This is a genomic window from Streptomyces sp. ISL-36 (assembly GCF_018614205.1).
GTDB lineage: Bacteria > Actinomycetota > Actinomycetes > Streptomycetales > Streptomycetaceae > Streptomyces.
The window spans coordinates 1-16,688 of the sequence record NZ_JAGGOS010000042.1; the positions used below are offsets into that span (position 1 = coordinate 1).

At 68.8% G+C, this 16,688-nt stretch carries 21 protein-coding genes and 6 pseudogenes; 17 read left to right on the forward strand and 10 right to left on the reverse strand.

Going from position 1 to position 16,688, the window contains the following annotated elements; all coding sequences use genetic code 11:
* Positions 1 to 95: 95 nt before the first annotated feature.
* Positions 96 to 368 carry a hypothetical protein gene (locus tag J7E93_RS10445; RefSeq protein ID WP_215067708.1) on the reverse strand — a complete coding sequence of 91 codons (273 nt, stop codon included), beginning with the start codon at positions 366 to 368 and terminating at the stop codon, positions 96 to 98.
* Between the two features lie 72 nt (positions 369 to 440).
* On the reverse strand, positions 441 to 692 hold the full coding sequence (locus J7E93_RS36915) for a hypothetical protein (RefSeq protein ID WP_251066349.1): 252 nt from the start codon (positions 690 to 692) through the stop codon (positions 441 to 443).
* Between the two features lie 292 nt (positions 693 to 984).
* Here J7E93_RS36915 and J7E93_RS38315 point away from each other — a divergent pair, with 292 nt between their 5' ends.
* The 7 genes and pseudogenes from J7E93_RS38315 to J7E93_RS10480 all read left to right on the forward strand — a co-directional run bounded on the left by J7E93_RS38315 (position 985) and on the right by J7E93_RS10480 (position 5,513).
* Entirely contained in the window at positions 985 to 1,257 is a 273-nt protein-coding gene (locus J7E93_RS38315) for a hypothetical protein (RefSeq protein WP_374105373.1), read from the forward strand.
* 132 nt (positions 1,258 to 1,389) lie between these two features.
* Complete coding sequence (locus J7E93_RS10460) at positions 1,390 to 1,887, forward strand: copper-binding protein (protein ID WP_215067711.1); 498 nt, start codon at positions 1,390 to 1,392, stop codon at positions 1,885 to 1,887.
* A 536-nt stretch (positions 1,888 to 2,423) separates the two neighbouring features.
* Positions 2,424 to 2,992, forward strand: a pseudogene (locus J7E93_RS38320) (DUF1214 domain-containing protein).
* Between the two features lie 54 nt (positions 2,993 to 3,046).
* The gene (locus tag J7E93_RS36920; protein WP_251066350.1) at positions 3,047 to 3,460 is read left to right on the forward strand and encodes a DUF6153 family protein; all 414 of its coding nucleotides are present in this window, start codon (positions 3,047 to 3,049) and stop codon (positions 3,458 to 3,460) included.
* Positions 3,461 to 3,583: 123 nt separating this feature from the next.
* Entirely contained in the window at positions 3,584 to 4,207 is a 624-nt protein-coding gene (locus tag J7E93_RS10470) for a DUF305 domain-containing protein (RefSeq protein ID WP_215067715.1), read from the forward strand.
* A gap of 207 nt (positions 4,208 to 4,414) precedes the next feature.
* Positions 4,415 to 4,948: a DUF4396 domain-containing protein gene (locus J7E93_RS10475; protein ID WP_251066351.1), complete on the forward strand. Its 534-nt coding sequence runs from the start codon at positions 4,415 to 4,417 to the stop codon at positions 4,946 to 4,948.
* A gap of 157 nt (positions 4,949 to 5,105) precedes the next feature.
* A complete protein-coding gene (locus J7E93_RS10480) occupies positions 5,106 to 5,513 on the forward strand; it encodes a four-helix bundle copper-binding protein (protein WP_215067719.1) in 408 nt (135 codons plus the stop codon).
* A gap of 37 nt (positions 5,514 to 5,550) precedes the next feature.
* Here J7E93_RS10480 and J7E93_RS10485 read toward each other — a convergent pair whose 3' ends face one another.
* Together J7E93_RS10485 and J7E93_RS10490 are read right to left on the reverse strand one after the other, a co-directional pair.
* Positions 5,551 to 6,075: a hypothetical protein gene (locus J7E93_RS10485; RefSeq protein ID WP_215067721.1), complete on the reverse strand. Its 525-nt coding sequence runs from the start codon at positions 6,073 to 6,075 to the stop codon at positions 5,551 to 5,553.
* Positions 6,072 to 6,227 (reverse strand): hypothetical protein, encoded by a 156-nt coding sequence (locus tag J7E93_RS10490; RefSeq protein WP_215067723.1) that lies wholly within the window; start codon positions 6,225 to 6,227, stop codon positions 6,072 to 6,074. Before J7E93_RS10490 ends, J7E93_RS10485 begins: the two co-directional genes overlap by 4 nt.
* Before the next feature lie 93 nt (positions 6,228 to 6,320).
* Here J7E93_RS10490 and J7E93_RS10495 point away from each other — a divergent pair, with 93 nt between their 5' ends.
* The 4 genes from J7E93_RS10495 (at position 6,321) to J7E93_RS10510 (ending at position 9,462) form a co-directional block, all read left to right on the forward strand.
* The gene (locus tag J7E93_RS10495) at positions 6,321 to 6,890 is read left to right on the forward strand and encodes a TetR/AcrR family transcriptional regulator (RefSeq protein WP_215067725.1); all 570 of its coding nucleotides are present in this window, start codon (positions 6,321 to 6,323) and stop codon (positions 6,888 to 6,890) included.
* A 51-nt stretch (positions 6,891 to 6,941) separates the two neighbouring features.
* Entirely contained in the window at positions 6,942 to 7,373 is a 432-nt protein-coding gene (locus tag J7E93_RS10500; protein ID WP_215067727.1) for a hypothetical protein, read from the forward strand.
* Positions 7,374 to 7,479: 106 nt separating this feature from the next.
* Entirely contained in the window at positions 7,480 to 8,220 is a 741-nt protein-coding gene (locus tag J7E93_RS10505) for a hypothetical protein (RefSeq protein WP_215067729.1), read from the forward strand.
* Positions 8,221 to 8,523: 303 nt separating this feature from the next.
* Complete coding sequence (locus tag J7E93_RS10510) at positions 8,524 to 9,462, forward strand: tyrosinase family protein (protein ID WP_215067731.1); 939 nt, start codon at positions 8,524 to 8,526, stop codon at positions 9,460 to 9,462.
* 615 nt (positions 9,463 to 10,077) lie between these two features.
* Here the strand turns inward: J7E93_RS10510 and J7E93_RS36925 are convergent.
* From J7E93_RS36925 to J7E93_RS36930, 3 pseudogenes are all read right to left on the reverse strand, one after another.
* A pseudogene (locus J7E93_RS36925) lies at positions 10,078 to 10,215 on the reverse strand (IS630 family transposase); the annotation flags it as partial.
* 48 nt (positions 10,216 to 10,263) lie between these two features.
* Positions 10,264 to 10,509, reverse strand: a pseudogene (locus tag J7E93_RS38325) (winged helix-turn-helix domain-containing protein); the annotation flags it as partial.
* A 48-nt stretch (positions 10,510 to 10,557) separates the two neighbouring features.
* Positions 10,558 to 10,755: pseudogene (locus J7E93_RS36930) on the reverse strand (hemolysin III family protein); the annotation flags it as partial.
* Between the two features lie 374 nt (positions 10,756 to 11,129).
* Between J7E93_RS36930 and J7E93_RS10520 the strand changes: the two are divergent.
* The gene (locus tag J7E93_RS10520) at positions 11,130 to 11,690 is read left to right on the forward strand and encodes a hypothetical protein (RefSeq protein ID WP_215067735.1); all 561 of its coding nucleotides are present in this window, start codon (positions 11,130 to 11,132) and stop codon (positions 11,688 to 11,690) included.
* A gap of 297 nt (positions 11,691 to 11,987) precedes the next feature.
* On the opposite strand, the gene J7E93_RS10525 is transcribed toward J7E93_RS10520, so the two are convergent.
* Together J7E93_RS10525 and J7E93_RS10530 are read right to left on the reverse strand one after the other, a co-directional pair.
* On the reverse strand, positions 11,988 to 12,191 hold the full coding sequence (locus tag J7E93_RS10525; RefSeq protein WP_215067737.1) for a cold-shock protein: 204 nt from the start codon (positions 12,189 to 12,191) through the stop codon (positions 11,988 to 11,990).
* Between the two features lie 242 nt (positions 12,192 to 12,433).
* Positions 12,434 to 12,772, reverse strand: coding sequence for a MerR family transcriptional regulator (locus tag J7E93_RS10530; RefSeq protein WP_215067739.1), 339 nt, complete (start codon positions 12,770 to 12,772; stop codon positions 12,434 to 12,436).
* 906 nt (positions 12,773 to 13,678) lie between these two features.
* On the opposite strand from J7E93_RS10530, the gene J7E93_RS10535 reads away from it, so the two are divergent.
* Positions 13,679 to 13,972 (forward strand): ATP-binding protein, encoded by a 294-nt coding sequence (locus J7E93_RS10535; protein WP_374105370.1) that lies wholly within the window; start codon positions 13,679 to 13,681, stop codon positions 13,970 to 13,972.
* A gap of 122 nt (positions 13,973 to 14,094) precedes the next feature.
* Positions 14,095 to 14,316, forward strand: a pseudogene (locus J7E93_RS36935) (hypothetical protein); the annotation flags it as partial.
* A gap of 145 nt (positions 14,317 to 14,461) precedes the next feature.
* Here the strand turns inward: J7E93_RS36935 and J7E93_RS10540 are convergent.
* Positions 14,462 to 14,800 carry a hypothetical protein gene (locus tag J7E93_RS10540; protein WP_308368267.1) on the reverse strand — a complete coding sequence of 113 codons (339 nt, stop codon included), beginning with the start codon at positions 14,798 to 14,800 and terminating at the stop codon, positions 14,462 to 14,464.
* A gap of 210 nt (positions 14,801 to 15,010) precedes the next feature.
* Here J7E93_RS10540 and J7E93_RS10545 point away from each other — a divergent pair, with 210 nt between their 5' ends.
* From J7E93_RS10545 to J7E93_RS10555, 3 genes and pseudogenes are all read left to right on the forward strand, one after another.
* A complete protein-coding gene (locus tag J7E93_RS10545; RefSeq protein WP_215067742.1) occupies positions 15,011 to 15,559 on the forward strand; it encodes a tellurite resistance TerB family protein in 549 nt (182 codons plus the stop codon).
* Between the two features lie 560 nt (positions 15,560 to 16,119).
* A complete protein-coding gene (locus tag J7E93_RS10550; protein ID WP_374105371.1) occupies positions 16,120 to 16,290 on the forward strand; it encodes a hypothetical protein in 171 nt (56 codons plus the stop codon).
* A pseudogene (locus J7E93_RS10555) lies at positions 16,287 to 16,682 on the forward strand (DNA-binding protein); the annotation flags it as partial. The gene J7E93_RS10550 and the pseudogene J7E93_RS10555, both read left to right, overlap by 4 nt.
* Positions 16,683 to 16,688 lie beyond the last annotated feature (6 nt).

The window sequence follows — 16,688 nt, forward strand, 5'->3', positions numbered from 1 at the left end:
CGCGGCTTCCAGGCCACCGACAAGTGATCCGACATGAGTGAGGGGCGGGCTTGTCCGGGCCCGCCCCTCACTCATGCTCTGGGCATCGCTGTCTCTCAGTGCCGCACCCGAAGCCGCCGGCCGGCAGAGGCCCTCCGCTCGCCGCACGCCAGGCGGCTCATGCGACTGCGATATGTGTCCGCGTCGATACGTCCGCGCAGCCGCAGCCCCACGCACCACCGCTCGGTCGCCGCCAGGGCGGCCCGCCTCCCGCGCAGCCGCGCCAACGGAGGGCATCGCTTCTCCGCCGGGGTGACCAGGCGCGCGATGTCGTACCACACGGCCGCCAGAATCAGCGCGCCGAGGATCACAGCAATCAGGGCTGCCATCTCGCCCTCCTGATACCCCTATCAGGCCCATCCACTACCAGCGTAGGCCGCGCCGGATGCCTGTGCGGAGGGTTATGACACAGGCGCCGTGCCTCGCCCTCTCGTGCGCTGCTCGTACTGTCGGCGTTGTCCGTACGGGGTCATCCCTCGCGGCTTGAACACCGCCAGCACCATGGCCACGCTCAGGACGAGCAGCGCCGGACCGGCGTGCAGGGCCGGCGAGACGTTCCGGACCTCGTCCAGACCAACGCCCGGCCGGGCCGCGACCTCCGCCATGACGCGGAAGGTCTCCAGGTACGTCAGCAGGAAGAGTGTGGCGGCCACGGTGATCCCGAGCTTGATCAGGACCCAGTAGTGCTGCAGGAGCCCCCAGCTCGTTCACAGGGACTGCACCACACCGCTCAGCAATGACGCGAACGCCAGCGGCACCAGCACGTACCAGGCGGCGTCCTCCATCAGCAGCTACACGCTCGCACCGCGTAGTCGTCACGCGCGGTCAGACCGATGACGGCAAGAGCCAGAAACACGAGCACCGCCCCCAGCCAACCGACCGAGCGCGACGGCCCCCGGCAGCCCGGCCGAGCGGCTCGAAGCCGTACTCACGACGTACGCCTTCATCTCCCACCACCGCGGCCACCACGGCGATGAACTCGCGTCCCTCCTCCACCAGGGCGAACCCGTCCGCCAGGCCCAGCAACAGCTCGTCGACCTGGTCCAGGGTCTGCTGGCCGAGGTCGCCGAGACGGGCGCCCTGCGGGACGACGCCAAGCCCGCCGAACTCGCCGTCTACTGCCTCCACGCCCTGACAGCAGCCGGCGCAATGCCCTCCGCGGCCGCGGTCCACCGCCTCGTCCGAGTCATCTTGGACGGGCTGCGGCCGCGAGGCTGACAAGCGGCGCGCGCCGCATCGGAACAACCGGCGTATCGCCGAAGACCGATCGGGTGAGCCCCCTATGCCGTCAGGCGTGGCCGATGGCGGTGGCGCCCAGCGAACGTCATGCTCCCGGCGAAGGAGGTGGCGATGAAACCTGGACGGCGCAGCCGCCACAGATATCCTCTGGCGCGCACCCTCGCAGCAGCGTCTTTGTTGGCGTTGGCGTTGGCGATGGCGGGCTGCGGGGACAACAACGGGAACGGCACCACCACGGTCACGACTCCCGCGACGACCGCCCCGACACAGAGGGCCGCCCAAACGGTGGACGTCGACGAGACCGACTTCGCGCTCAAGCTCTCGGAGACCGCCTTCGCGCCCGGGACCTATACGTTCAACGCACGAAACTCCGGCCGCACTTCGCATGCCCTGGCCATCTCCGGCCCCGGCCTCACCCCCACCCAGACCGGTGGGCTGGCACCCGGCGAAACGGAGAAGATCACCGTCACCCTGCGCGAGGGCGAGTACGAGCTGTGGTGCCCCGTCGGCAATCACAGAGCAATGGGCATGACGACTCGGATCAGAGTAGGAGCCGGAACCCCACCAGCGCGAACGCCAGACGGCGGCTATCCGGCCCCGGCTCCATGAGCGAGCCCAGGCGCGAAGCCGGCCGAGGCTTACGCACACCGACACGACGAGCCGATCTGTGAGCCCGGAGGCGTGGGGCCTCCCACAACGACGGGCGCACCTGGGCGACCGCTGCCCGGCACAGCGTGATCGAAAGGCCCGCGCAAACGAGCTGACCCGCACTCGCGCACAGCCCCGAGCGCAACTGACGGCTTTTCAGTTCATGCGTCATTCACGTCAAGACATCACTGCGCCCCGGCCATGCCGGGGCGCAGATCGCCCCCCAAACCTCCGGAAACCGCAGCTCAGGCAGCGCTCTCCACGCCCACCTGTTGCACCCACCGGAAACAGGTCGAACCGACGGCCGTTTCCCCGAAACCGCACGTCAGACGCCCTATCGGACCGGCTCCAGAATGGCGACGCACTCCACGTGCGACGTCATCGAGAAGATGTGCACCCGGAGGCCGTCCGGAAACATGCAGGTCAGAGCCACCTTCGGCTCCCTCTGGTCGTGATCAGGGGCGCGTGAGCGTCAAACGAGCGTCATGCTCAGGACCATGCGTCAGCGCCCCCGCGAACGACCTGGCCGCGCGACCGGAAGCCGGAACGCACAGCCTGTTCGGGACTCGGACAATCATGTGCGGCACCTCCGCCGGCCGCTAACGCCCGAAGGGAAGACCCACATCGCGTCGGCGCAGGGCGCGCCGGTGGTGGGAGCCGCTGGTGCCGGACCAGCGGCGGCATGGACTACTTCCAGCGCACCGTCATCGCGGCCGTCGCACTCGGTAGCCAACTCTCCTGAAGACGCCGTCTACCCGATCCTGGTGGCCGACGCCGACGGAGACACGCTGTCCGGTGAGCAGGACTACATCCTGCACTTCGATACGAATCAGCTGCGGCCCGTCGACGCGTTCTGGTCGGTGACGATGTATGACGCCGAGGGCTCCAGGTCGCCAACGAGCTCGACCGGTTCGCACTCGGGGACCGCGACCCGGTGGTGTTCAACGCCGACGGCTCCCTCGACATCCTGATCCAGCACGCCGGCCCGGCCCCGAGCGCCAAGCCAACTGGCCCCTCGCTCCGCACGGCCCGCTCGGCGCGCACGACTGTGAGCGCAGGCGCCTGACCGCCTGGCTGGCCAAACCTCGCGGGGCTGCGAGGCGAGCTTTACGATGTGCGCATGATTCGCGCCGCCCAGCTGACGAGGAGCCGCCCTGCCGGGCACGGCTTCGTGGTGCTGGTGCTGGTCGTACTGGCAGGTGTGCTTGGGATGCACGCCCTGACCCCCAGCCCGGTGCCCGCCTCACATGCGGGTTCCGGCCATGCGGCAGCGGCACCTGAGGTGGTCGTCCATCATCCGGTAGTTGCCAGCAGTGTCGGCTTGGAGTGCTCGCACACGGCCAGCGGCTCGGGCCACTTGGACCACGCGGATGCGACGTGTGCGGCGGTTGGTGTCGCCTCGGCGTACGTTCCGCCCCCACTGTTGGGCTCCGCCACGGCGGCGGCGCTTGAGGCGGCGGGCGTGGCGCTCGTTGAGGGTGTCGAGGGCAGGGCTCCGCCGGATCTGTCTGAGTTGCAGCTGCTGCGGATTTAGGGAGACCCGCGCGGGCTTGCCGGTGCCGGTGTCGTCGCCGGGACGGCGGGCTCGTCGACGGGTTCTCTTCATCCGTTCTTCGCGCACGCCCTGACGGGCTGCGCTGCAAGGAGTTGTACCACCATGATCAGCAAGCGTTTCCTCGTCCGCCGTACCGCCGCTGTCGTCGCAGCTGGGGCTGCCGCCGTCGTGCTGGCCGCCTGCGCCAGCGACGACGGCTCGGCCGGCCACAACGGCCACAGCACCTCCTCGCCGGCCGCGTCCGCCTCCGCCTCGCAGGGACAGCACAACGCCGCCGACGTCGCCTTCGCCAAGGGGATGATCCCCCATCACCGCCAGGCCATCGAGATGGCCGATCTCGCGCCGTCGCGCGCCGAGTCTGCGGAGGTGAAGAAGCTCGCCGAGGGCATCAAGAAGGCGCAGGACCCGGAGATCAAGACCCTGTCCGGGTGGCTGACTTCCTGGGGTGAGCAGGTGCCCGCAGAGGGCGCCATGGATCACTCCGCGCACGGCATGGCCGGGATGATGAGCGCGCAGGAGATGGAGAAGCTGAAGAGTGCCTCGGGCAAGGCGTTCGACACCGCCTTCATGGAGCTGATGATCAAGCATCACGAGGGCGCGGTGGAGATGGCGAAGACCGAGCAGGCCCAGGGCGCCTTCCCTGAGGCCAAGACGATGGCGCAGGCGATCATCACCTCCCAGTCTGTCGAGATCGCGCAGATGAACAAGCTCCTCGGCAAGAACTGACCGGACTGCCCCCGGCCCGGGGCGGGTACGTGCGCGGTGCTCGCCCCTCGTCTCCGGTACGGCCCTGTCGATCCTTCGTCCGGCCCCAGGCGGCAGCAGGCCGCAGCTACGGAGAAACACCCTGGAAAATACCCCCTAGGGGTATAATATTTGTGGTGTGGGTCACCGAGAGCGGGGGCCTATGCGGCAGGGAATGGGATGACGGTCATGGATCACAGCGGGCACCACCACACCGACGCTCACGACCATGCCACGCACGGCGCTCAGGAGGGTCACGTCGCGCACGCGGGCGGCGCCCACCACGAGGGGGCGCCCTGGAGGATGGCGTCGAAGGCCACCCTGCACTGCCTGACCGGGTGCGCCATCGGCGAGATTCTCGGCATGGTCATCGGCACTGCCCTGCTGTGGGGCAATGCCGAGACGATGGTTCTGGCGATCGCCCTGGCGTTCCTGTTCGGCTACTCCTTCACGCTGTTCGCCGTCCGCCGCGCCGGCCTGGACCTCAAGTCCGCGATCAAGGTCGCGCTGGCCGCCGACACCGTCTCGATCGCCGTGATGGAGCTGGTCGACAACGGCATCATCGCCCTCACCCCCGGCGCGATGGACGCCCACCTCAGCGACGGGCTGTTCTGGGCCGCGCTCCTGGGCGGCTTCGCCGTCGCGTTCCTGATCACCACTCCGGTCAACAAGTGGATGATCGGCCGCGGCAAGGGCCACGCCGTCGTCCACGCCTACCACTGACCCCGGCGTCGACTCAGAACGGGCCGCCCAATGCGGGCGCCCCGTTCTGCGCGTTCGTAACCGCCGCCTGCTGGTCACACACTGAAAGTGCGGAGGTCGAACGTGTGCGGCCCGCCCGGTCCACCCGGCCTCCGGCCCCGAAATGGAGGCATCGGTCATGGCCACGGTCAAGGACATGCTCGCCACCTACCCGGCGGACCTCGGCGGCATCGACCAGGACAAGCTCACGCGCTGCATCGAGGCATGCATCGCCTGCGCCCAGGCGTGTACCGCGTGCGCGGACGCCTGCCTGTCCGAGGGCATGGTCGGTGATCTGACCAAGTGCATCCGCACCGACATGGACTGCGCCGACATCTGCAACGCCACCGCCTCGGTGCTCTCCCGACACACCGGCTACGACGCCAACATCACCGCCGCGCTGCTGAAGGCGTGCGCGGTCGCCTGCAAGGCGTGCGGCGAAGAATGCGCCTCCCATGCCGACATGCACGACCACTGCCGTCTGTGCGCCGAGGCGTGCCGCTCCTGCGAAGAGGCGTGCAACGAACTCCTGGCAGCGCTGGGCTGACCCCCGCCGGTGGTCTGCACCCGCACCGCAGCCACGGTTAGAGCGACGCATGCTCCGCCCGGCGGCGGCGCAGGCCGTAGCGGGTGATCCCGCGCGGCTTGAACACCGACAAGCCGGCCGCCGTCAGCAGAACCACGATCGCCGCACCGGCGTCGGCCACCAGCTGGAACCGCAGGCCCTGAAGCTCCCCGCCCTCGAGCGCAGCCCGGGCAGCCGCGTCGGCCAGATGGCCGACCGGCTGCATGTGCACCAGCAGCAGCACCAGGGCGAGGACGGTGATCAGCAACTTGGCGATCACCCAGTAGTGGCGGAACAGCCCCCACACCGTCCCGAGCGACTGCACCACACCGCTGACCAGCGTGGCGGCGCCCAGCGGCACGATTGCCGCCCAGCCCACGACGTTCATCGCCACGTACGCCGCTCGCGCCGTCTCCCTTTCGGCAGTGGACAGCCCGGTCACGGCCAGCGCGAGGAAGGCGGCGATCGCGCCGAGCCAGCCCAGCGAGAACGTGACGTGCGCGGTGAGCAGTGATTTGCGTACGGCCGGCGGGAACGGCTTCACGACCCGTGCCCCACCATGCCGCCACCGGCCAGATGCACGGCCAGGAACACCACCACCAGGACGATGACTATCGTGGCGGACACCTTTACCCAGCGCGGCGTGTGGTGTTCCTCCTCCGGCAGCCCGCCGGAAGACCTCGGCGAATCAGACACAGCGCCTCCCGGATCGGTTCCAAGATTTTCCGAGACAACATGTCTCGCTCACAAACGAAGTGTATCGGCCGTGTACGTCCGTATCCTGGATGGGTGCCGAAGCTGTGGAACGAGACCATCGACGCGCACCGTCACGCCGTGCGGGACGCCGTCCTGAACGCGGCCGCCGAACTCGTCGAAGGCGGTGGGCTGCGGGCAGTGACCATGTCCCAGCTCGCCGAACGCGCCGGAATCGGCCGCGCCACCCTCTACAAGTACTTCCCCGACGCCGAGGCCGTCCTCACCGCCTGGCACGAGCGGCAGATCACCGCCCACCTCACGCAGCTCCGTGAAGGGGCGAACCGGCCCGGCCCCGCCATCGAACGGCTCACCGGCGTCCTGACCGCCTACGCGAGCCTGGCCGGGCAGAGCCACGGCGGGGAACTGGCCGCCCACCTCCACCAGAGCGCGCACGTCGGCCACGCCGAGCAGCACCTCACCCACCTGATCGCGGCCCTGATCACCGAAGGCGGCGACGCCGGCGACCTCCGCCGGGACGTGCCGCCCGTCGAACTCGCCGCCTACTGCCTGCACGCCCTGACCGCAGCCACCACTCTCACCACGCCCGACGCACGCGACCGGCTCGTGAACGTCACCCTCCACGGCCTGCGCGCGGCGCCCTGAGCCCCGACCCTCCCAGTCGGGCTCTCCAGAGGCCCAGGTATGTTTCACGCCATGGTCACGGCCCGGCGCGCATCCGGCTCACCGCGGGCCCGCATTAATGCGGGCCCGCTGCGCCTGCTGTGGCTGGCAGCCTTGCTGCTCGGCTTCCTCTACACCCACGCGGCGGGCGCCGAGAGCGCCTCCGCCCACATCACCAGCGTGCCCGCCGCCCAGACGGCCGTCGCCAGTCCAGAGCCGGACGAACACCGCCACGATGGCGTCGTCGGCCGCGAGGGCGGGCATGGTCACGGCGGCCACTCGCACCCCGCCGAGGTCTGCGACACCACCCCCACCCAGGACAGCGGCCTTCCCACCCCCCGGCTCACCCCGCTCGCCGGGCAGACTCCCGCTGCCGGCCCGCGCAAGAGTGCCTGGGCGGCCCGCGACACAGCAGCACTTCCCCCCTTGCGAAGTTCCGTCGGTTCCGTGGTGCAACAGGTATAGATCCGGGCGGCTCATCCCGGTCTATCCGTTTTCTTTGCACCACGTCACCGGCCGCCAATGGGCGGCGCTTGGCGTGGTCCACCACACGCCTTCGCAAGGAACCTGCATGTCCCAGGCCCAGCTCCTCAACCCACGCGCCGCCCACACCGGCGACCTCGCGCCCGGCGGCCGCGCCACCCGCCGCAAGCAGCACACCCGCCAAGCCCGCCGACGCTCCCTGACGGCCCGCTACCTCGGCTACGTCGGCTACTTCGTCGGCGCCGGCCTGATCAGCGGTGCCGTCGTCCACCACCCCTTGGACCCCGACCGCTACACCCGCATAGCCCTCTACGGAGCCGCGGTCTTCCTCGCCGCCACCCTCCTCAACGAGTTCCTCCTCGCCCACGAACGCCCCGGTCTTCGCCGCATGATCGTGGTGATCGGCGCGTCCCTGGCGCTCTCCTTCGGTATCGGCATGCTCTCCGGCGGCCTGCAGCACTTCGAGGACTTCCCGGCCCGCGGCGCCGTCCTCGTCCCGGCCGGCCTTGTCGTCTCGTTCATCGCCTACGTCATCAAGGACCCCGACATCGCGGCACGACGGATCTTCGGCCTCGTCGGCCTCGCCGTCCTGATCACCGCCGCCCTGGCCTTCCTCGGCCTGCGCGAGGTGGCCGCTTCCATGGAGACCTCACCGGGCGGAGGCCACAGCCACGGCACCGCTGACGAATCCGCACATGGCGACGACCACGCCCCAGCGACCACCCAGCCAGCTCCTGCGCCCGCTACGCCGACGAGTCCCGAGGCGGGCCCGACCTCGGCGGAACCGACACAGTCCGCGACCTCCGACGGCCACGGCCACTTTCACTGACGCCCGGCGCCCACAGCCGCCCCTCGCCGCAGTTCCGGAGACCCGAGTGAACGCTTCCCGGGCTGGGCGGCGGCGAGGACGCGGGGTTGGTGGCACGATCGCCGCCCGGCCGTCGCCCAGGGGAACTGCGACGGGATGACACGGCGTACGACCTCCCCCCGTTCGCCCCATCGGCGTTGCCGGGCACCTGCTGGCACCCCACAGCGGGCTTCGACAGCCGTCGGCGCCGCCCCGGGGCCCGACCACGGGCGAGGAGGAGCGGGCGGACGGCAACAGGGGGCAGCAACCGCACGAGGAGCAGGTATGGCACTCGGAGACGGCATTCGCCGCAACCTCGCCACCGTCGACCCCGCAGAGCGCACCCTGCTGCGCGATGCGATCTTGAAGTTGAACAAGACCCGCTGGGACGGAAAGCGTGAGGACCCGGCGCCCGGTGGGGTGACGTGGTGGTTCAAGCAGGACGAGATCCACAAGGCCACCCATGTGCACGGCGGCCCGGAGTTCCTGCCGCGGCACCGGGAGGTCGTCAACCGGTTCGAGGACCAGCTGCGCGTGATCGACCCGCGCGTCTCCCTGCACTACTGGGACTGGACTCAGGACCCGCGCAGCATCCCGAACGCCAACCTCGGCAACGGCCAGTCAGGCTCCTTGAACCTGTTCACCCCGGAGTTCATGGGGTACGGAGGGCAGGCACTCAAGCCCATCGGACAGCCCTTCGAAGGCGCGGGCTTCTACGTACCGAACGCCAACCCGTTCCGCTCGGACAACGCCTTCGACCCGAACAACAACCCCGCCGACCCGCCGAGAGCCGTGAACCGTCAGGTCAACGGCCTGCCCATCGACCCGTCCCGGGACCAGGGCGTGCTTGCCGCCGCGGACTACGCGGAGATGACCGCGGCGCTCGAAGACAGCCACAACGAGATGCACGGCTTCGTCTTCATGGGCAACTCGCACATCTCCTTCCGCGACCCGTTCGTGTTCCTGTTGCACGCGAACGTCGACCGGCTCTTCGCGCTGTGGCAGCTGCAGCAAGGTCATCCCGAACGCCTCGACCCCGACCAGGTGTACGGCACGGTGAGCGGGAATGGGGAGCTCGACGGCAACATCGAACCGTGGTCGACCGGACAAGCCGGCACCGTTCGCCCTTGGGGCGGCACCGAGAACATCGGCATCCCCATGACCTACAAGGACTTGTCCATCGTCATCCCCCGCCGCTACGACACGAACCCGGGCGTGGTCTAACCCCCGGCTACCAGGCGCCGCGGCCGAACCCGCCCACTGGGCCGGCATGCCTCGCACGAGGGCGCCCAGCCCGGTCCAGGCATGCAGACGCTGATCAGGACGGCAGGACCGGGCGCGCGCCGCGGGATGCAACGGGCGGGCGGGGGAAGGGGTATCGCCCGTCGCTCCTCGCGTCTCCAGGCCGACGCCCGGTCCTTGCCGTTCGAACGCTGACTCCCGTGCCGCCGGGACCAACGCCGCGAGCGGCATCCTTCCCCGTGCTGATCGGTCGCGCCAAGACACCAGGGCTGCGTGAACACGCGATGGCGCAACCACGCCGCATGCTCCAGGAAGAGCTGATCTCCGTGGATGACGAGGGGAAGGCCCCTGTCCGGTCGGCGGCCTGTTCGCATTGACGCCGCCAGGCCGGACTCCCGTTACAGTCCACCACGCGCCAAAATGTCAACTATCGGTCGAGTCGCATTCGCCACCATGGGCGCCGTCACGCTACTCGTACGTCATCGCGACGAACTACCGAGGTTTTCGTCTTGTTGTCGGGTGTGACGACCGCACAGGATCCAGGTCGCAGGCTTCTTCGCAGAGCATGCCTCGCGGAAGGAGCAACCGGACTGGTGTGAGGTGGTCGGGGTCGGTGAAGGCGGTGTTCGCCATCGGGCCGCGTCGCAGGAGCGATCGGATGCCTTCGACCGGGTTGAGGGCCGTTGCGAACGAGGGCAGTTGGAAGACGGTGAGCCAGTCGTGCTCGGCCGCGTACGACGGGCTTATGCCCACGCCGACTCCAGGTGCGGGCCTGCAGCGGTGTCATCGCATCCGGCCTCGTCCCCGAAGACGATCCAGGCCCCGAGCGCCGTTTTTTCCGCGGTGCTTTTCCCGCGGCCACACCTTCCGCTTCCACAGCTCCACCGCACGCTCGTCCCGCTCGAGCGCCCCGCCGGCCGGGGCCTGCCAGGACCAGCCGTACCGCTTGAGCAGCCGCCACGCGGTTACGACCGACAACCGCATCCGGAACCGGCGGCCGATCACCGCTTGGACCCGGACCAATGTCCACCCCTGATCCTCGAACCCGCAGGCGACCGGACCTGCCTAACTCCTTCTCCAACGCGGCGAATCGGACCGCCGACAGTTTCGGCGGCGCCGGAGGGCGTAGACGACCGCACCCGCGCTGTGGAGGAGACCGCCGGCCACGATCAGGGTGAGTACGGCCGCTCCGCCGGTGTGCATGAAGGCGGGCAGGTAGCGCACCGGCGCCCACCCCAGGGCCAGGTAGCAGGGCGTGTAGAGCAAGCGGGGTGCCTACACCGTCACCTTGTGGTCCGCGGGGCAGCCCGACTTCGCGGTGTTCTCCACACTCTGAGGCGACGTGGACAGGTTCGACCTCAGCGGCGTCACGGGACGTGGCTTCCCATCCTTCCCCGGACGCCTGGGCGTCACTGGCAATCATGCGCTCATGCGCTCATGCCAGGAGACCTCACAGGACAGCGTTTCGAGAGAACGGTCCGAAAGCCAGGCACACGTCACCGGGCGTGGGCTCTCTCGCCGCCGTGTGGACTCCGGCCCCTTGGTCCCACGCCAATTGGGCCGCCAGAACCCGAGTAGATCGGCTGGTCGTGGGAACGATCAGGGCTTCCGAACGGGCATCTCCGCTCGCCTACCCGCAAGGATCGCCGATGCTTCCCGAGGTCCGCCCCCACGTATCCGCCCCCCTCACAGACCAGTTGAAACACCAACTGGGCCTGGCTTCAGACCTCGAAGCCAGGCATCTCGATGTGGAGCGCGTCGCAGGCATCGCAGTCGTCGCAGCTGCCCACTCCGGTGGCTACGCGGCCATCGGCCATCTCCTGGGACTGCTGGCCGCGCTCCCTGCCCCCACGGAGACAGGCGAGCACTTCTGGTCGGACCTGTGGAGGTCCTCGGGCACCGCCTACCTGCTACCCGCCAACATCCAGGCTGAGGTGCTGCAATCCCTGGCAGGCGAAGGAACCGCCCTGGCCCGACAGATCCTCTCGGCTGTCGATGAGATGACCCCGCCCCAACGCGTCGCAGCCGGGGAGGTAATCGGCCAAGCCCTCGCCGAGTCCGACCATCTTCCCGACCTCAAGACACAGGTCATCGGAGAACTGTGGCTCCGAGATCTCGAACTCACCGCCTGGCGCGTCCTGCACGCCGACCGCAGGTCGGACGATCTCGCCGGGCGAAAAGCCTTCCTCGACGCCTGGACGAGGGTCTAAAGGTCCGCTCGTCCAACTGCACGGCAACCACACAGGGCGGGCGGCGCCCGAGCCCGCCGCGCGGCGCGCAGCCCCGTATCCATAGTCATCCGGCCCGGTGCTCTGTCACTTCCGAGTAACACCATGGTCGCCGGCGACCAGGACCGTAACGTCGTGGCCGCGGCCTGCACATGACAGGCTCATCCGCCGCCGGTAGGAGAGTGGGTCCCGGTCCCCTGTCCGGTGAAATCACGGCCCGGACGGGCGACGGCAGCTGCCGGACGCGGTGTGCACGATCCCTCGGGCAGGGCTGCGAGGTCAGGCGGAGTTGATGTTCTCGGCCTGCGGGCCCTTCTGGCCCTGGGTGACATCGAACGTCACGGCCTGACCCTCCTGAAGCTCACGGAAGCCCGAGGAGTTGATCGCGGAGTAGTGGGCGAACACGTCCGGGCCGCCGCCGTCCTGGGCGATGAAGCCGAAGCCCTTCTCCGCGTTGAACCACTTCACAGTTCCCGTAGCCATGTCTCATGCCTTCCAGTCGATGAACGCCTCCCACACCACGCGGAAGGCGGAGGTGATCGCCCTGGTTCCTGCGGCACAGCACAGCAAAACGCCCACGCCGAGGCGTGGGCAAAGGGAACTTCCGAACCACGACAGCTGACACAGACGCTACACGCCAACACGCCACGTCACCACATGAACGATCACGCCGCACACCGGGACTCTGCGTGCGGTGCCCGCCAATGCCGACGGGCACGCGCATCTCACGCTGCGGCCGGTGGACTGGCTGATTCGGCGGTGCGGCGGTATTCGGCGTTGATGCGCTGGGCTTCCTCGAGCTGGTCTTCGAGGATGACGATGCGGCAGGCGGCCTCGATGGGTGTGCCCTGGTCGACGAGTTCCCGGGCGCGGGCGGCGATGCGCAGCTGGTAGCGGGAGTAGCGTCGGTGACCGCCCGCGGATCGGAGCGGGGTGATGAGGCGGGCTTCTCCGATGGCGCGGAGGAAGCCCTGGGTGGTGCCGAGCATGTCGGCGGCCCGGCCCATGGTGTAGGCGGGGTAGTCGTCGTCATCGAGACGGCCGTACGTGTCGTCTGCGGTCATTGCACCTCTCTTGTGGAACGCGTGGAGGGGCCCTGGTGCCGTATGGCACCAGGGCCCCGAAGGAACTGCTACACCATCTGCCGGCCCTGATGCTGCACCGGCCTTCTGTGTCCGCAGACCCGACCTGGTTGCTGTCGGGGGTGCGGGGATCGCGGTTGCTTGACCGGAGACCACCTCACTATCGATGTCCTGCGGTACCCGGGCTCGAGACGTCTGCCCGGGCGATCCTGATGGTGCTCGGCTCCTCCGTTCTTCCCTCTGGATCAATCACTTACCAAACGGGAACTGCGAACTGCTTGAACTGCTGGTGTTGCGTACTGCTCGTGGCCTCTCACAGCGCCACTTCGGCAGCCAGCCCCGTCGCCCGTCCTGCGTCTGCTCTGGCTTAGAACCCCACTGCCGAACCTCCCGGTGCGCGCGCCCGCAGCCGACGCCTTCACCGAGGTACTGCTCACCAACTTCACTGCTGGGTACCGCGAACTGCACTTATGGGTACTGCCACTGCGTTAACTGCGGTACTGCTCACGGCGGCCCCTGATCACTGCGGGCCACCCGGTCCGGCCGTCAGTCCCGTCGCCGTCCTGCAACAACCCTGGCTTCGAAACTCCACCGCCGCACCGTCCTGCGAACTGCAACTGCGGGTACTGCTGCCCGGCAGTTCATCTCTGCCGGGCCCTGCGGTCTCTCTGGCTACGAGAGAAACCATAACCACGACACCACCCGATGTCTACTCCGGCCAATATAGATTTTCGCGTGTTCGACAGTGAGGTAATCGGCCTCGAACAGTGACGGGCAGGGCGCGGATGATCATCGTCGGGGGCAACCGCCATAGGCCGGGGCACAAGCCCCGTGCATGCAAGGCAGGGCATGGGGCGATCCAGGGACCGGGGGGACCTGAGGGACACGATGAGCGTCAACGTCGCGACCGCCCGCCCCTCGGGGTCCGTCGCCATCGCACGCGAGAGCGCCCGGGAATTCCTCGAAGGTCTCGTCCCGGCGCTAGCAGCCGAGGCCGTCGATGCCGTGGTCCTGGTCGTCTCGGAACTCGTCACCAACGCCCTGCGCCACGGCGGTGGCACCTGCACCCTGGACCTGACCGCACACCCGGACAGCATCGAGGTTGCCGTTCATGACCCCAGCCCGCAGGCGCGGCGCATGCGCACCCGTGACCTGAACGGCGGTACCGGGGGTTTCGGCTGACCCATGGTCAACCGTCTCGCCAGAGGGACCGCGGTCACCCGTCGGGAAGACGGCGACTGCCCTTCTCGCTCGGTAGCGCGACCGGTTGAAGGGGCGGGGCGACAGGTGAAGAGGATCGGCTCATGTCGAAGCCTGCCGGGCTGCTCGTTGATGTCGCTGCCCTGGTGGCGGCCGGGCAGAGCAATCAGTGTTCCTGACCGTGGTCACCGGTGGCGCTGTCATCACCTGCCGGCTGGCTCCCGAAGCCGTGTGGAGGCAACGTGTCGGAGGTCCTGGCTGACTCGTCCAGCCTGGGCGAGTTCTCCGCCGTCTTCACCGCTACGACACGGGGGAAGGGCCGCCCGCTCGCCGGTGCCCCGTTCGGGCTTGATGCCCTTCATCGATTCCAGCACGCCGCTCTTGGTGAGCTCGAAGGGGAAGCGGGCGATGACGCAGCGCATGTGGCTTCACAGGGAGAAGGAGAGAACGGTCCGACCAGGGTGAAGCGGTTCAGCGGGAGAGGGCGAGTACGCCCAGGGCGCTGCCGTGCTCGTCTACCACCGGCAGGGCACCGACCCGGAGGAAGCGCATCTCGTGCTCGGCTTCGGCCGCGGTGGTCACGGGTGAGGTGTAGGACCGGTGGTCGCCGAGGATGTCGCGCAGGCGGACGCGGTCGGTGTAAGCGGAGCTGTCGTGGACGGCGGTGAGTTCGGTCTGGGTCAGGCCGGTGCACTGGCCGTCCTGGCTGCGCAGCTCTGGACAGAGCCGCCGCCACGTCCGACGACAGCCTCGGCGCTGAAAGGCTGCGGGAGTGGTCGCGGCAGCTCCATATCGATCACGGTCGGGCACTCGACGAAGTGGACCTGGCGGCGGTTCCCAGGAAGCGGCAGTGATCCTTTGTCTGCCAAACTTCCCCGCCCGGTTCCTTACTGCCTTGAAGCCTGCAAGGGGCGGGCCAGTGCCTTTTGCGGAACCTTTGCCTGGAGGTAGCCGTTGGTCCGGTGAACGCGCGAGCGGAATCGCGACTGGATGACTCAGCGGAATACCGAGGTGACGTCAATGGCTATGTGGGACCGGCTCAAGGACCAGGCCAAGAATCTGCAGCAGGCCCAGCGCGGGCGCGGTGCAACCCACGGACCGAGCCGTGGCGCAGGGTCCGGCGGTGGTTCGCGCGCCCAGCTGGTGAGCGCGCTGAAGACGCAGCTCGGCTCCCTCAAGACCGAGCTGAAGAGCGGTGCGTACCGCGACGCGAGCATGGCGATGTGCGCACTGGTCGCGGCCGCAGACGGGCACGTGGACCCGGCCGAGCGGCAGCACGTCGAGTCGATGATCCTCAGCAATGAGGTGCTGCAGAATTTCCCGGCGGAGCAGTTGCGCCAGCGCTTCAACAAGCATGTGGACCAGCTGACTCACAACTTCCAGCAGGGCAAGACCGAGGCAATGCAGGACATCGCCAAGACCGCCAAAAAGCCGACCGAGGCGAGGGCGGTGATCCAGACCGGCATCGTCATCGCCGGGGCCGACGGCGACTTCTCCCAGTCCGAGCAGATGATCATCCGGGATGCCTGCACAGTGCTGGGAGTGTCTCCCACCGAGTTCCAGCTCTGACCTGCCCGCGGCCCAGATCCTAGGCGGCTGACGCAGGGCCACATCGGGAGAGCCGGAGACCGTCGGCACGCCGTCCGGTGACCAAAAGCGGCGCTCGAGAGCCGATGGGGATGCCGCGGTCTGGTTATCACCGGACGCCAACAACAACCTCCACGTAGGGACTGCGGCGCCCGTGGGCGGCCAGCCGGGCCCGGCCAGAAGGGCGGTCACCGCCTCAATCACTGTCGACCGTCAAGACTGCCCTGCTGCTCGCAGCGACCGCGATCCCGGCCCAACCTCGCATCACCGGTTCGGGGCCCGTCCTGCGCACAGACCGGGCTGCGGCGAAACACCTGCACACGGCCGCGCACGCTGATATGCGTCACGTGGCGCATCGATGACGCACGCCATGCACACTGCTCAGATCCGCAGGTGAGCGGCCCTTGCGGCGGCCTCAAGGGGTGCCGTGTCCTCCCCCTGATGGGCCATCGCAAGCATGCTCGGCGCCCCGGCAGCGGCGTCTCCGTCTCCCTGCCGCCGGCACCCTGCAAGCGATTCGTGAGCGGGTCGGCAAGCGGGATGTGTCCGCGTACCTGGAGAAGGCCGCGCAGCGGCAGATCGAGCGCGACACATTGGACGAGTTGATCGCCGACTTCGACAAGACCAACGGCCCCGCCGATCCGGAAGCCGTGGCCTCCAAGCGCGCCAAGCTCACCGGCAGCCCCGCGCCCGATGCCGGTGCGGCCGCGTGAGCGGCGCTCTGATCCTCGACAGCGAGGGCCTGGCCAAGGCCGTGCAGCGCGATCGTGAGGTCCACGAGTGGCTCACCGCCGCCCGCGACGCCGACCTTCCCGTGATCACCTCCGCCGCGGTACTCGTCGAGGTGATCCACCCCCGGATCAACGACGCCGCGCTCAAATGGACGCTCTCCCGGCTGCGGGTCGAGCCGGTCACCCAGGCCCTTGCCCAGTCCGCCGCCGCTCTGCTGCGCGCGGCCGGGCTGCACGGTTACAAGTACGCCATCGACGCCACGCTCTGCGCCACCGCCCTCGCCCAGCCGGGCTGAGTCACCATCCTGACGTCCGACGTCGAGGACATCACCATGCTCACCACCGACCACCCACGCGTGATCGCCGAGAAGATGATTCGC

Coding starts and splice junctions, on each gene's coding strand:
- J7E93_RS10505 (WP_215067729.1), top strand. CDS start 7,480: ATGTCCCAGGCCCAGCTCCTCAACCCACGCGCCGCCCACACCGGCGAC.
- J7E93_RS36920 (WP_251066350.1), top strand. CDS start 3,047: ATGATTCGCGCCGCCCAGCTGACGAGGAGCCGCCCTGCCGGGCACGGC.
- J7E93_RS10510 (WP_215067731.1), top strand. CDS start 8,524: ATGGCACTCGGAGACGGCATTCGCCGCAACCTCGCCACCGTCGACCCC.
- J7E93_RS10475 (WP_251066351.1), top strand. CDS start 4,415: ATGGATCACAGCGGGCACCACCACACCGACGCTCACGACCATGCCACG.
- J7E93_RS10445 (WP_215067708.1), bottom strand. CDS start 368: ATGGCAGCCCTGATTGCTGTGATCCTCGGCGCGCTGATTCTGGCGGCC.
- J7E93_RS10520 (WP_215067735.1), top strand. CDS start 11,130: ATGCTTCCCGAGGTCCGCCCCCACGTATCCGCCCCCCTCACAGACCAG.
- J7E93_RS10480 (WP_215067719.1), top strand. CDS start 5,106: ATGGCCACGGTCAAGGACATGCTCGCCACCTACCCGGCGGACCTCGGC.
- J7E93_RS10530 (WP_215067739.1), bottom strand. CDS start 12,772: ATGACCGCAGACGACACGTACGGCCGTCTCGATGACGACGACTACCCC.
- J7E93_RS10525 (WP_215067737.1), bottom strand. CDS start 12,191: ATGGCTACGGGAACTGTGAAGTGGTTCAACGCGGAGAAGGGCTTCGGC.
- J7E93_RS10470 (WP_215067715.1), top strand. CDS start 3,584: ATGATCAGCAAGCGTTTCCTCGTCCGCCGTACCGCCGCTGTCGTCGCA.
- J7E93_RS10460 (WP_215067711.1), top strand. CDS start 1,390: ATGAAACCTGGACGGCGCAGCCGCCACAGATATCCTCTGGCGCGCACC.
- J7E93_RS10545 (WP_215067742.1), top strand. CDS start 15,011: ATGGCTATGTGGGACCGGCTCAAGGACCAGGCCAAGAATCTGCAGCAG.
- J7E93_RS10500 (WP_215067727.1), top strand. CDS start 6,942: ATGGTCACGGCCCGGCGCGCATCCGGCTCACCGCGGGCCCGCATTAAT.
- J7E93_RS10535 (WP_374105370.1), top strand. CDS start 13,679: ATGAGCGTCAACGTCGCGACCGCCCGCCCCTCGGGGTCCGTCGCCATC.